General features: G+C 61.8%; 11 protein-coding genes. 3 read left to right on the top strand and 8 right to left on the bottom strand.

What is annotated here, in order from left to right:
* Positions 1-13: 13 nt before the first annotated feature.
* The 7 genes from ASE60_RS29520 to ASE60_RS29490 form a co-directional block, all read right to left on the bottom strand.
* Entirely contained in the window at positions 14-1294 is a 1281-nt protein-coding gene (locus ASE60_RS29520; RefSeq protein WP_057255161.1) for a dicarboxylate/amino acid:cation symporter, read from the bottom strand.
* A 63-nt stretch (positions 1295-1357) separates the two neighbouring features.
* The gene (aspA, locus tag ASE60_RS29515; RefSeq protein ID WP_057255160.1) at positions 1358-2776 is read right to left on the bottom strand and encodes an aspartate ammonia-lyase; all 1419 of its coding nucleotides are present in this window, start codon (positions 2774-2776) and stop codon (positions 1358-1360) included.
* 693 nt (positions 2777-3469) lie between these two features.
* Entirely contained in the window at positions 3470-3796 is a 327-nt protein-coding gene (locus ASE60_RS29510; RefSeq protein WP_057255159.1) for a GYD domain-containing protein, read from the bottom strand.
* A 339-nt stretch (positions 3797-4135) separates the two neighbouring features.
* Positions 4136-5434: an ABC transporter permease gene (locus ASE60_RS29505; protein ID WP_057255158.1), complete on the bottom strand. Its 1299-nt coding sequence runs from the start codon at positions 5432-5434 to the stop codon at positions 4136-4138.
* Entirely contained in the window at positions 5431-6117 is a 687-nt protein-coding gene (locus tag ASE60_RS29500) for an ABC transporter ATP-binding protein (RefSeq protein ID WP_057255157.1), read from the bottom strand. Before ASE60_RS29500 ends, ASE60_RS29505 begins: the two co-directional genes overlap by 4 nt.
* Positions 6118-6119: 2 nt before the next feature.
* Entirely contained in the window at positions 6120-6584 is a 465-nt protein-coding gene (locus ASE60_RS29495; protein WP_057255156.1) for a hypothetical protein, read from the bottom strand.
* 79 nt (positions 6585-6663) lie between these two features.
* Positions 6664-8418 (bottom strand): alkaline phosphatase, encoded by a 1755-nt coding sequence (locus ASE60_RS29490; RefSeq protein ID WP_057255155.1) that lies wholly within the window; start codon positions 8416-8418, stop codon positions 6664-6666.
* Between the two features lie 877 nt (positions 8419-9295).
* On the opposite strand from ASE60_RS29490, the gene ASE60_RS29485 reads away from it, so the two are divergent.
* Complete coding sequence (locus ASE60_RS29485; protein ID WP_057255154.1) at positions 9296-9487, top strand: DUF6494 family protein; 192 nt, start codon at positions 9296-9298, stop codon at positions 9485-9487.
* 277 nt (positions 9488-9764) lie between these two features.
* Positions 9765-10568, top strand: coding sequence for a L,D-transpeptidase (locus ASE60_RS29480; protein WP_057255153.1), 804 nt, complete (start codon positions 9765-9767; stop codon positions 10566-10568).
* Between the two features lie 263 nt (positions 10569-10831).
* Here ASE60_RS29480 and ASE60_RS29475 read toward each other — a convergent pair whose 3' ends face one another.
* Positions 10832-11749 carry a LysR substrate-binding domain-containing protein gene (locus ASE60_RS29475; protein ID WP_057255152.1) on the bottom strand — a complete coding sequence of 306 codons (918 nt, stop codon included), beginning with the start codon at positions 11747-11749 and terminating at the stop codon, positions 10832-10834.
* Positions 11750-11851: 102 nt separating this feature from the next.
* On the opposite strand from ASE60_RS29475, the gene ASE60_RS29470 reads away from it, so the two are divergent.
* The gene (locus ASE60_RS29470) at positions 11852-13246 is read left to right on the top strand and encodes a M20 family metallopeptidase (protein ID WP_057255151.1); all 1395 of its coding nucleotides are present in this window, start codon (positions 11852-11854) and stop codon (positions 13244-13246) included.
* Positions 13247-13253 lie beyond the last annotated feature (7 nt).

Raw genomic sequence — 13253 nt, 5'->3', positions numbered from 1 at the left:
CTTGGGCGTCCTGCTATTCGGCTGCGGCCAGTCTTCCGCGTGTGCGCTCTTCCGTTCCGTCAGGAATGTCGAGCGCGTTTTCCCACTTGGCGACAACTGTGGTGGCAATCGCATTTCCGAGCACGTTGGTGGCGGTGCGCCCCATGTCGAGGAAATGGTCGATACCCATAATCAACAGCACGCCCGCCTCCGGCAGGTTGAACATCGGCAGAACGGCGGCGACAACGACCAGCGCGGAGCGCGGCACACCGGCGATGCCCTTGCTCGAAACCATGAGGACCAGCAGCATGACGATCTGCTGTTCCATTGTGAGCGGCAGGCCGTAGGCCTGCGAGATGAAAAGAGCGGCAAAGGCTGTATAGATCATCGAGCCGTCGAGGTTGAACGAATAGCCGAGCGGCAGGACGAAGCCGATGACACGCTCCTTCACGCCGAAGTCTTCCAGCTTCTCCATGACGCGCGGGTAGGCCGCTTCGCTGGAAGCGGTGGAAAAACCGACAAGCATCGGCTGGCGCACTTCCCTGACCAGTCGGAACACGTTCGCGCCGAGCACCAGGAATCCTGCGCCGACTAGCACGGCCCAAAGCACGACGAGCGTTGCGTAGAAGCTGCCGACGAACTTGCCGTAGACCATCAGGATGCCGAGACCCTGGACGGTGACGACGTTGGCGACGGCAGCAAAGACGCCGACCGGTGCGAAACGCATCACATAATCCGTCACCTTCAGCATGACCGGGACGGCGCCTTCGATGACCTCGATCAGGGCTCGAGCCTTCGTGTCCTTCAAGCTGCCGAGGGCGAGACCGAAGAATACCGAGAAGACGAGAATCTGGAGGATCTCGTTATTCGCCATCGCCTCGAAGATGTTGCGGGGGAAGACGTGGGTGATGAAGTCCTTGAGATTGAGCGAGGAGGTCTTCAGGTCAGCAGAGGCCGAGACATCGGGCAACGGCACGCCAACATTGGCGCCGGGCTGGAAAAGATTGGCGAAGACGAGGCCGATTGCCAGCGATGCGAGCGACGCCATCAGGAACCAGCCGAGCGCCTTGCCGCCGATACGGCCGACGGTCCGGGCATCGCCCATGCCAGCCATGCCGGCGACGAGGGTCGTGAAAATAAGCGGCGCTATGATCATCTTGATCAGCCGCAGGAAAATGTCGGTCACCATCGCGAAATAGCCGGCGATATCCTTCGCCACGGCCGGGCTGCCCGAGAGCACGTTGCAGCCGTAGCCGACGACAACCCCCAGGATCATTGCGATGACGATCCAGGTCGTCTGCTTGTTTATCTTCATGATAATCTCCTTCCTCCCCCGCCCGGTCCATCCGGGCGGTTTTTCAGTCAACAGATGGGTGGTTCAGCTGCGCGCCGTGATCGGGCGCGGCTGGGTCAGCGCCTCGGGGCGCAGGACTTCGGCGAGCGCTTCGGCGGTCATCAGCCCGCGCGCCTCCACGAGTTCGGCGACACCCTTTCCGGTTCGGTGCGCCTCCGCCGCGACTTCGGTCGCATTGGCGTAGCCGATGATGGGGTTGAGCGCGGTGACGATGCCGATCGAACCCAGCACGCTCGCCTCCAGGCGCTCGCGGTTCGCGGTGATGCCGTCGACGCACTTGTCGGCGAGGATCAGGCATCCCCGGCTGAGGTGGCCGATGCTCTTGAACAGGCTGTGGGCGATGATCGGCTCGAAGGCGTTGAGCTGCAATTGGCCCGCCTCGGCCGCAAAGGTCACCGTCAGGTCGTTGCCGATCACCTCGTAGGCGATCTGGTTGACGAGTTCAGGGATCACCGGATTGACCTTGCCGGGCATGATTGAGGAGCCAGCCTGGCGCGGCGGCAGGTTGATCTCCCCGAAGCCCGCCCGCGGTCCGCTGGAAAGCAGGCGAAGATCGTTGCAGACTTTGGAAAGCTTGACCGCCACGCGCTTCAAGACGCCCGACAGCTGGACGAAGCTACCGCAATCCTGTGTGGCTTCGATGAGATTGGGCGCAGTGATCACGGGCACGCCGCTATCCTCCGCGAGCAACTGGCAAACCAGAGCCGCATAATCGGGATGGGCGGTGATGCCCGTGCCGATGGCAGTCGCGCCGAGATTGATCTCGCGGATCAGTAGTGCGGCTTCGCGCAGCCGCTGCTCGTCCTCGCCAAGCATCACCGCGTAGGTGGAGAACTCCTGCCCCAACGTCATCGGCACTGCATCCTGCAGTTGGGTCCGCCCCATCTTGAGGATGTCGTGGAATTCGTCTGCCTTGCGTTCGAAGGCTGCGCGGAGATAGGCCATTGCATCGATCAGGCGGAAGATCCCGCTGTAGGTCGCAAGCTTCAGCGCCGTCGGATAGACGTCATTGGTTGACTGGCCGAGGTTGACATGTTCGTTCGGGTGCAGGCGCCGGTAGTCGCCGCGGGCGTGGCCCAGGAGCTCAAGCGCCCGATTGGCGATGACCTCGTTGGCATTCATGTTGGTGGACGTACCGGCTCCTCCCTGGATCACGTCCACCACGAACTGTTCGTTGAGCGCGCCGGCCTCGATTTCGTGGCAGGCGGCAACAATCGCCTCGGCCCTCTCGGCATCGAGCTGTCCCAGCTCCATGTTCGCCCGCGCCGCCGCCATCTTGATCTGCGCGAGCGCGCGGATCAGATCCGGATAGTGTGAAATCGGGATGCCGGTCACCGCAAAGTTTTCGACGGCGCGCAGCGTGTGAACGCCGTAATAGGCGTCCGTGGGGACCTCACGGTCCCCGAGCAGATCATGCTCTGTACGGCTCAAGGCAACAGTCATCGGGCGTTTTACTCCTCTCCATCCACCCGCTGCCGAGCGAGTGTCACCTGAAGAGAGCAACAGGCGTGCCAATTCGAGCGGGCCCGAGCCGTGCCGCTAAGTCATTGAAGTCAAACGTTGCGGTTTGCCGAGCCGTTGGGCAATGTTCGGATTTCCGAATGGAGAATAGCTTGCGCGTTCGGTGTTCCGAATGATCCAACCCCATTTAGTGACGCCACCGCCATGAACCGAGCGGCGCATGGCCTGGACGTCGCTCCCGCGGATGCATCTGAGGCGACCCCGCTTGCAACTACTTTCCTCGCCACCGGGCGGTCATCGTGATTGGCAAGGCAAGTGGCTGGTAACCCTGCAAATTATCTCTGCCAACGCGAGCCACGGGCCGAGTAAATCTACCGGCCGCTATAGCCTGTTGTTGGCTTGGTTTTATCGCCCGATCGGCTGACCGGCGCAGACAGGCAATTGGTGACCAGTTCCGGTCGATACATTATGCGATGCTAGAAGCACATAACGGGGTCATCGCTCGTCTACGAGTCAACTTCGTGCATGAACATCGGATAATTTGCGATCAGCGGCCACTGTCGACCCATTCTCGACTCTTCTTGCCTCCAGCGTTATTCAAAGACAGCTTGCGCCGGCGACGGAGATACGCACGAAGCACGCATCTCAACATGATGGCAAGCAGTGGGTCGCCGCCTACGCTGCCGGTGGACGATACCGAATTGACTTTGCCTTTTCCAAGGCTTCGATCGTATCGTCGACGCTGAGCAGAACAGTGGTCTCAATAGAACTGAGCGCGCCTCCTGCGCCAATAGAAAGGGCGACTGCCGCCATCGATATATTATCAGGCGCCTCCCACAGATTCCAACCATCATGCTCGCCAAAGGCGTACCAGAACCCATGGAGCTTTCCGCCAACGGATTCAATGTAAGTGCGCGCCGCCTCTCGGCGATCCTCGGGGTTTTCGATCATTCGCGCCCACGTTTCGGGCGTGTAGCTGAAGCGCGTGAGATAAATGGCCATGATTTGTCTCCTCCGCCAGAACAACACAGTTAACGCTCAAGGCGAGGAAAACGCGAGTCATCCAATGTGCGGACTTGTCGTAGTCAACGGTTTCAACTTCGCAGTTTCTGGGCTTGCGGCGGAAAGCCCCAGATAGCGGACGTTGGCGATCGCGCAAATCCAGCGCGCGATAGGCAAAACTCGAATGACGGGCGATCACCAGGAGGCCTTGAACTTTGGAAAATCGGTGATGAGGCCTTCCGCGAGGCCGTCGGCGAAATACCCCTGCGCCGCATCGCTGCTCAGGGTGGCAAACGGCAGCACTGGTAGTTCGAACGCGGCAATGATTACGAGGCGGCGTCAGGCCCTCAGCGCCGTTGCCGGGCTGAGACGCAGGGCCGAGAGCGCCGGCACGATCGATACCAGCACAGCCAGAACCCCGAACCAGGCGGCCAGCGAAACATCCTCGCGGGCGAACTCCACGGGCATGCGGATGGCCGTCGTGGCGGTGACGGTGGCCGAGATCAATTGCGCCGCGCCATAGCCGATGAGAATGCCGAGCCCGAAACCGGCGAGGAAGAGCAGGAAGAGTTCGCCCCAGACGATGGCGACGACCGCGCGTCCTGGCGCGCCGAAGGCCCTGAGAGCGCCGATCTGCCGCTGGCGGGCGCCGACATGCATGATCGTGACCAGAAGGATGGCGGCGATGACGATGACTTGCGTGCCGATGGCGATCGCCAGCAGCAGGCTGCGCACATCACCGAGCGTGGCGTAGAGACGGGTCAGCACTTCGGCGGGGAAGACGGCGAGCGTGGTCTCACCGCGATACTCCTGGCGCAGGCGATAGGCATCGGCGACCGTCTTCGGCTTGACGAGAACGGCGGGAATGCGGGGCGTATCGGTATCGAAATGCTCGTCGAGCGCCGCATCGCCCTCGACATGCGTTTCGCGGTCGCGCTCGTCTGCGGCCGAGCGTTCGGATGCTTCGCCGGCATGATGATGATCGGTCGCCGCGGTACCTTCGGTCACGTGGTCATGGGCGTGTCCGCCGTCCCCAGCCATACCGTGCAGTTGCCAGACAGCGCGGATCGGCACGAGGATCGCCCGGTCCCAGGCGGTGCCGGTCGGGGCCATGCGGCCGGTGACCTCGTAGACGAGCTCGGTGTGGGCATGACCGCCTTCGTCGGCTGCACCATGCATCGGCTTGATCTGTGCGCCCAACCGCTTCGGCACGTCCGAGCCGATCACCGCATCGCCGAGGCGAGCGAAGATCGCACCCTCAGCGAGCGTTGGCGAGAGAGCCGATACGAGTTGGACGGTTGTGCCGACCACCGGATAACCATCGGCGGAATCGCCGAAGCCAACCGGGGCGGCGAAATCGACGCGCGGGTCCTCGGAGAGTTTGGCCAGCACGCTGCCGGACATCAGCGGCAGCGGCGAGGGCTGGAGGAAGACGGCCGAGAGGGTAAGCTGGGTTTCGCTGCCGGCGGCGCCGACCAGCAGATCGAAATTTTCCGCCGCCCGGGCGCTGCCGAGCCTGACGGCGCGCTCCTGCAAGGTAACGGTGACGCTGAGCGCGACGGAGAGCGCTATCAGCACGATGACGGCAAGCGCACCACCCTTGAACCGGCGAAGATCGGCGAGGATGAAACGGATCACGCAGCGCGCGCCTCCGCGCTGTCTTCGACGATGCGGCCGCCGTCGAGGCCGATCCGACGGTCAAGCCTATCCACCAGGGCCGGATCGTGGGTGACGACGACGAGTGTGGCGCCCTGCTCGCGGGCGAGCCGGACGATCAGCTCGGCCACCTCGTTGCCTGTGCGTCGGTCGAGGCTGGCGGTCGGCTCGTCAGCGACGATCACGCCAGGTTTTGACAACAGTGCCCGTGCCACCGCGATGCGCTGCATTTCGCCGCGCGACAGGGTCTCGATGGGTTGGTTCGGGCGAGCGATGCCGGTGGTTTCGAGAAGATGCAGCGCCCGCTCGCGCTCGACCGGCGTCAGGCGGCGGGAGAGCCGGACCGGCAGCACGACATTCTCGAAGGCCGAAAGGCCGGGGAAAAGATGAAAATCCTGCATGACGAGGCCGATATGCGCTGCGCGGAAGGCATCGCGGCGTCCGGCCGAAAGGCGGGCGATGTCCGTCCCACCCCAGGAAACGGAACCGCTGGTTGCGATTTCAAGCCCCGTGATGGCGTTGACCAGCGTGCTTTTGCCGGAGCCCGAAGCGCCGGTGACTGCAAGCCGACCACCGGCCGGAATGTGGAGCCGGTCGATGGCGAGCACCGGCGCGTCGAGGCCGGGAAACCGCATCGTGAGGCCGGAAATAGCGAGCGCCAGCATCGTCAGACCGTATTGAATGCGGCTTCGCGCAGGCGAAGCTGGCTGACGAATCCGGTTTCCGGATCGATCCATGAACCATATTCCAGTACGCCCTGCGCCTCGATCGGTGCGTTGAATTGCACGAAGGTCTGCTTGCGGGCGAGATAGACGACAACGATATTGTCCGGCCAGTCCGCGTCGGAAGAGCAGAAGGGGCAGAGCGACATCGGAATTTCGGTGAGCACGAAGAAATTCGCTTCGGCCTTTAAAGGCGGCGCCATGAAGCCTTTTACGGTGACGTCCTGGCCATTCAGCCGCTTCACCTTGTCGGAAAACTCGAGGCCCAGCACGCCAAAGCTCTTGTAGAGCTCGCCGAAGCCAAGCGTCTCCGCCGCCAGCGCCGGGCGGGAGAGGGACAGGATGGGCAGGGCCGCGAGCGCGCCGAGCACCCGCCGTCTGTTGAAAAACCTACGGGTTTCTTCGGTCATGGCCGTGCTTTCCCTCTTCATTCGCAATCATGCGGACAGGCGGCGCGGGACCGCCTGTCCGTCAAAGGGATGTAAGCCCTTAGTCCTTCGCGGTGCCGAGGGCGAAGGCGTCGGCAAGCACGCGGTAGACGTCGCTCTGTTCCATGTAACCGCGGAAGCCTTCCGAACCAGGACCGGCCGCCTGAAGCACGACGTCGTCGACAGCATGAACGCCGCTGTCGCCATCCTTCGGGATGTTGCCCTGGACGAAGACGGCGCCGGGAACGTCCTTATAGGCTTCGTTGGCGACATATTCCTTCGCCTCGTTTTGCACGGCCGGAACGAACGGACCATCCAGCTTCGGACGGAAGGTTTCGTAGTGATCCGGACCGTTGTTGGCGGCCAGGAAGAGACGACGCGTGACGTCGATGCGATCCGGATAACCGTCGCCGTCCTTGTCCTCGTAGTTCGGGAAGCCGGCGTCGTCATAGGTGCCGACCTTCGCGCGCATGTCCTCGCCCGGCTTCTCGTCGTCGACGGTGCCGATGATGGCGACGCCGTGGGTGTGGTCACCGGTGACGACGATCATCGTGTCGGGATTGGCAGCAGCGAATTCGCGGGCCACGCCCACGGCCTTGTCGAACTCGATCGTTTCGACGAGTGCGCGGTCCCAGTCGAGCGGATGGCTCATCTTGTCGACCGAAGCGGCTTCGACCATCAGGAAGAAGCCTTCCGGGTTCTTGGAGAGCTTGTCGAGCGCGACCTTGGTCATCTCGACAAGACCGGGCTGGTTCGGGAATTTCTCGACGGTGCCCTTCTTGAGGAATTCACGGTCGAGCGTCACGTCCATGTTGCCGGTGTGGAAGAGACCAAGCAGCTTGTCCTGGTTGGAGCCGGTGGCAGCGGCCAGTTCCGTCTTGTCGGTCGCGAGCGCGTAGCCGGCGTTCTTGAATTCCGCGATGTAGTCCTTGTCGTCCTTGCGCTTGGAGCCCGGTACGTCCTTGCCGAGGAAATAGGCGGAGCCGCCGCCGAGAAGCACGTCCGGCTTGACATCGAACAGCATGCCGACAATCTCCGCCTTGTCGCCGCGCTTGCGGGTGTGCGAGACGACGGCTGCCGGCGTGGCGTCCTCAACTTCGGCGGTCGTCACGATACCGACGGACTTTTTGGTGGTACGGCGCAGTGCCTCGGCAATCGTCTCGATCTTCGGGTCGTCGAGGCTTGCCGGCGTGCGGTCGGCATAGACGCCGAGCGCGTTGACGCGCGACTTGTGGCCGGTCATGTAGGCCGACATGGTATTGGCGCTGTCCGTTGCGATCGAATGCGTCGAGGACGTGCCGATGAAGGCGACCGGCGGGATGTCGTCCATGGCGAGGCGGCCATTCGCCTTGCCGCCCGTCATACCCTTCGACATGATGCGCGCGCCCGTGCGGTGGGCGACGGAGAGGCCGTCGGCGATCAGGAAGATGACGTTTTTCGCCTTCGGCTCGGCGGCGGTGCCGTAGACATCCCAGCCCACCGACTGCGTTTCGCTGCCGGCTGAAACCTCAACCTTGTAGGCGCCGGCCGTGCCGATCGTCAGGCCGCGCAGGACGAGGGCGGAACCGAGTACCTTGTCTTCCGCGCCCTTTTCCTCGACGACGAATTCGGCCTTCTTGCCGAAAACGGTTTCGTAGTCCTGGCCGTTGACGGTGACCTTCACGTCTTCCGGTTTCACGACAGTATCGAACTCTACCTTGAAGTCGAACGGCGAACCGACGAGGATCGTCGCGCGATCGATGGGATAAACAGTCGCGGCCTGTGCTGCGCCGGAAAGGATCGTTGCCGATGCCAGGGCGAGGAGAAGTTTACGCATGGGAGAGCCTCTCTTGAGCGGTGGTTACCCTTCTTGCGATAGAAACTCAGCGTGACAGGCGTATTACAGCCGCATCAAGGAGGCGCTTTCGGCCTTCCCGATACCGGTTCGGTCGTGAGGGAGACCTGCACTCTCGTGGATAGCATCCGCTCCGCTTCCTGGACGATACCAGCTCTGAGCTGAGCTCTGGGCCAAAGAGACACCGACCTTGGGAGTTGAACTGTGCATCCGTTGCCTTGATGGGATCGGAACCGAAGACCCGTGGTTCGCATGCATATCCGTCGAACGAGGGTCGCGCCGAAGTGGTGGACGAGTATCAGCCTCCGTGATGTCTGGGAGACGCGGGACGCCCGGATCTCCTCGCATCAGTGCATACAGAGAACTTACCGAGATAGACGAGCGTAACGGCGCCGCGTGACAGTGGTGCCGGATTCTCGGGGTGGAGAGCAAGCAGGGGCAGCAATCACGGTCGTCCGTCGTCAAAGCCCTCAGCGGCGTCTCTGGCTACGTCCCGACAGGCGTGCCGGACGAAACCTACAAGGTTGCTCGCAAAATAGCCGCTACGAACCGATCGTCGCCCTTCCGGGTGTGGAGCCGGACACCATCCCCCACCAAACTTCCGAGCAAGTCGAATTGCTCCTCCGAGCGCAACGCGAAACTCAAGTTCAGCACGAAACATTATGCGATTTTCGAGCTCCCCCCGCCGCGCATAACGTGGATCGGTTTCACGCCTCCTCCCAGAGTCGGTTAAGTTCAAAGGGCCTCGGCGCCTCTTCTTCGGTCGCAGTCTGTTTGTAGCACACCGCGCCTCACCGTCCTGCTTCCTTGACCACTCCCCTTCCCTTACAATCCCTTCTGAACACAGTGGAGTTCTGCCATGAGCGAAGACGCCTTTAACATGTCGATCCGCAAGTTCCTGAAGGAAGTCGGCATCACCTCGCAGCGCAAGATCGAGGAGACGGTGCGCGAAGGGCAAACCGGCGGCCAAAAGCTGAAGGTCCGCATGACGCTGACGGCGGAAGGCACCGACCTCGACCACGTGGTGACCGGCGAGATCGAACTTCCATAGGAAGCATCGAGCTTCCTACGTGAAACGTCGCATCCCCTCGTACGAATTCGGGGCCGTCAGAAACACGCCATTCAAAATTATCACTACATTGGAATTGCCAGTGATATCTCGCCTATCGCTGGCAACCAGAGCCATATTTAGTTCGAGCTTGAATTACCCTGCACTTGCAAATGGCAAGCAGCCGGGCGGCCGGTTTCACGCCTTCTTAACCATGAATTGTGAAAATGTGCCCATCCGGTGGGTATGATGCCGACCGTTCGTTTGGGGTGAAAAGTGCATGCGTAAGCCGCAAGATCAGAAGCTATCCTCTGACGCTCCCATACCGGAGTCCGGGTACATCGTCTCCCGCCGCGCCGTACTTTCGGGCCTCGGTGTCATGACCCTGCTTGGCGCTTCCGGCTGCTCGCAGACGCTGGAACTCCCTTCGCTGGGACCAATCGAGCCGTCTGGTGGTATGCCGCCTGTGGGCGTTGACCACATGCCGACCGGGTCCATCCGCCCGATCCCACCGATCAGCGTCGACAGCAACATCACCGACAATAGCACGATGTATGCCTCGCTGGTCGACAATGGTTTCGTGATCCCGGAAATCCCATTCCAGAAGGTCAGGCCGGAATTCCGGCGTCAGATTGTTATCGATCCGACCGGCGAGGCGCCGGGTACGATCGTGGTGCGGCTCAACGAGCGGCATCTCTATTGGGTGCAGGAAGGCGGCGAAGCGATCCGTTACGGCGTCGGCATCGGCAAGGCCGGCTTCGAATGGAACGGCCGCGCGGAGATCCAGTACACAAAGGAGTGGCCCACCTGGACGCCGCCCAGAGAGATGATCGCGCGCAAGCCGGAACTGGTGAAATGGACGGGCGGTCAGCCAGGCGGGCTCGACAACCCGCTCGGCGCCCGCGCGCACTATATCTACAAGGACGGCCACGACACTGGCTATCGCGTGCACGGCTCACCGGAATGGTGGACCATTGGCACTCAAGCATCTTCCGGTTGCGTGCGCATGATCAATCAGGACGTCATCGACCTCTACAACCGGGTCAAGGCTTCGCCGACCAAAGTCCCGATTGTGGTGGCGTGAAAGCCTTCCGCGCTGAGTGCGTAGGGGATCGAAGGATCACGACAGTCCCTTCCCGTCGATAAATTATGCGATCTTCTTAGCCCAGAACGTGAACAACCTCGCAGCAAGCCGTGCACGGGGATCGAGGAGAACGGCTCCCTTTGACCCGTTGCTGTCATCCGCCACAAGCGCGGTGAATGGCGCGTTCTGCCCAATGCCATGCGTCTCTTGCTCGAACGGGGTCGGCGAAAACAGTACTCGGACTGAAAGCCGTGCGGGACCGGTTACCCCAGTTTCGCCGTCGCAATACCTTGATCCAAGAGCCAGCTTCTTAGGATCGCAACCTCTGGTCGCGCAAGATTAGCGTCGGGTGTCATGATGACATAGGGCTGCCTAATCGGCAGCGATATCCCGAAGGCATCGACCAGCCGCCCGGTGCAAAGCTCGGTCTCGACCAGGAAATCTGGAACCAGAGCGAAGCCGGCGCCCGACAGACAGGCATCGATCGCAAGGTGCACCAGATTGAACGACAAGGTTGACCGCAGTTCGAGATGCCCAAACCCAGTTGCAGCAAACCATGCTTCCCACCCTTCATCGTGCCAGCCCGGTTCGGCATAATCCACCTTGATCAGGGGCCGGGACAACAAGTCAGCAGGTGTCGACGCAGGCGGGAGGGTGGCCGCCAAGTCGGGCGAACCGACGACAACCAGGCTGCCATTGATCAGCGTATCCTGTCGGACGCCCGGAATCGTTCCACGGCCATGATAGATTGCAAGATCCGGATCCGGCTCCCTGGCGCTCCATCGGTGCGGCAGAGCCATGACAGCCACGGAGATGTCGGGATGAGCCTTGCGAAACTTGCCAATGCGGGGTGCAAGCCACTTCGTTGCGAGTGAAAACTGGCAACGAACGGTGACGGTGCTGAGCCCACCGGGCACTCGCGCCGCAGCGCCGACGGCGGTGAGTTGATCGAAGATCGCACCGAGGCGCGTTGCAAAGACCCGGCCGGTCTCCGTCAACCCCACGCCATTGGCGCGCCGTTCAAACAGCGGTCCACCGACCCACTCTTCGAGCTGTTTCATGTGATGACTGACTGCGCCCGGGGTCACGCTCAGCTCACCAGCCGCCCTGGCGAAGCTCAGGTGGCGCGCCGCAGCTTCGAAAGCGCGCAGTGCGGGCAGCGGTGGCAAATGACGGGCCATGTCGAGACTCAATCCAGCTAAGGGTAACCGAGAGAACTTTTGGTTTGCTTGCATATTCGTCCCCGTGACATCGTGCTGTCAACGCAATGAATGAGCAGGATTATGTCTAGGGATCAATCTATAGCCACCGCCGTCGCCTATCTGGCCAACGGGCGCTTTCTGGCCGATCTGACACGCCGGGTCGCAATCGCGACGGAAAGCCAGAATCCCGCACGGCGCCCGGAATGCGTGCGTTATTTAAACGAGTTCAGGCAGGATCTCGCAAGCCTCGGCTTTACTGGCGACATTCTGGACAACCCGGATCCCATAGGCGGCCCGCTGCTGATCGCGCGGCGCGACGAAGCCGGACATCTGCCGACACTGCTCGTTTACGGACATGCGGACGTGGTGGCTGGCATGGAAGGCGCATGGTCGAATGGCCGTGATCCCTGGGAAGTGAGTGTCGAGGGCGACCGCCTCTACGGTCGCGGTACCGCCGACAACAAGGGCCAACACACAATCGTGATGCTGGCTCTGGAAGCGGTTCTGGCGACGCGCGGATCCCTCGGCTTTAACGTCGTGGTGCTTATCGAAACATCTGAGGAGACCGGTTCGGCCGGACTTCACCAGATTTGTTCGGAACATCGTTCGAAGCTCAAGGCCGATTGGCTGATCTCATCGGACGGACCTCGCCTGGCCCGCGATCGCGCGACACTTGATGGTGGCACCCGTGGAACCGTTGATTTCGATCTGATCTGCGATCTCAGGGCTGGCGCACATCATTCCGGCAATTGGGGCGGTCTGCTTGCCAACCCGGCCGTGATCCTCGCCAACGCCATCTCCAGCCTGGTGTCGGCGACCGGTCAAATCAATGTTCGAGGAATTCTTCCGACTGAAGTTCCTCAAGGCGTCATGGCCGCGCTCGGTCGAATAGAGCTTCAAGCCGAGAGCGGCGGCCCGGAGCTTGACGGCTGGTGGGGCGAGCCGGGATTGACGCCATCGCAACGCGTCTTCGGCTGGACGGCGCTCGAAGTTTTGGCGATGACGGCAGGCACGCCGGCTTTACCGATCAATGCCATTCCGCCCCGCGCATCTGCACGACTGCAGATCCGTTACACCGTCGATACCGATCCGGCGGGCTTCATGCAGACAATTCGCGCCTACCTCGACGAAAACGGCTTTGGCAATGTCGCAGTGGTCCCAAAGGCAACGGAACTGGAATGGGGCGCCACACGCCTCGATCCCGAGCATCCCTTGATGCGCTGGGCGGCCGCGTCCGTTCAAAGGACGACGGCGGTGGAACCGACAATTCTGCCGAATGCCGGAGGCTCTCTACCGAACGATTGCTTCGCAGATCTGTTAGGAATTCCAACGGTCTGGGTGCCGCACTCCTATTCGGGATGCTGTCAGCATGCGCCGGACGAACATCTGCTGGCGCCACTTGTCGCAGAGGGTCTTGCAATCATGGCAGGCCTGTTCTGGGACCTCGGCACGGACGACCGACCCGAACGCTTTTGAGCCTACC

It is taken from the genome of Ensifer sp. Root278, assembly GCF_001429285.1.
GTDB lineage: Bacteria > Pseudomonadota > Alphaproteobacteria > Rhizobiales > Rhizobiaceae > Ensifer.
Note: the sequence above shows the minus strand (reverse complement) of the source record. Positions and strands in the feature narration are given on the sequence as shown.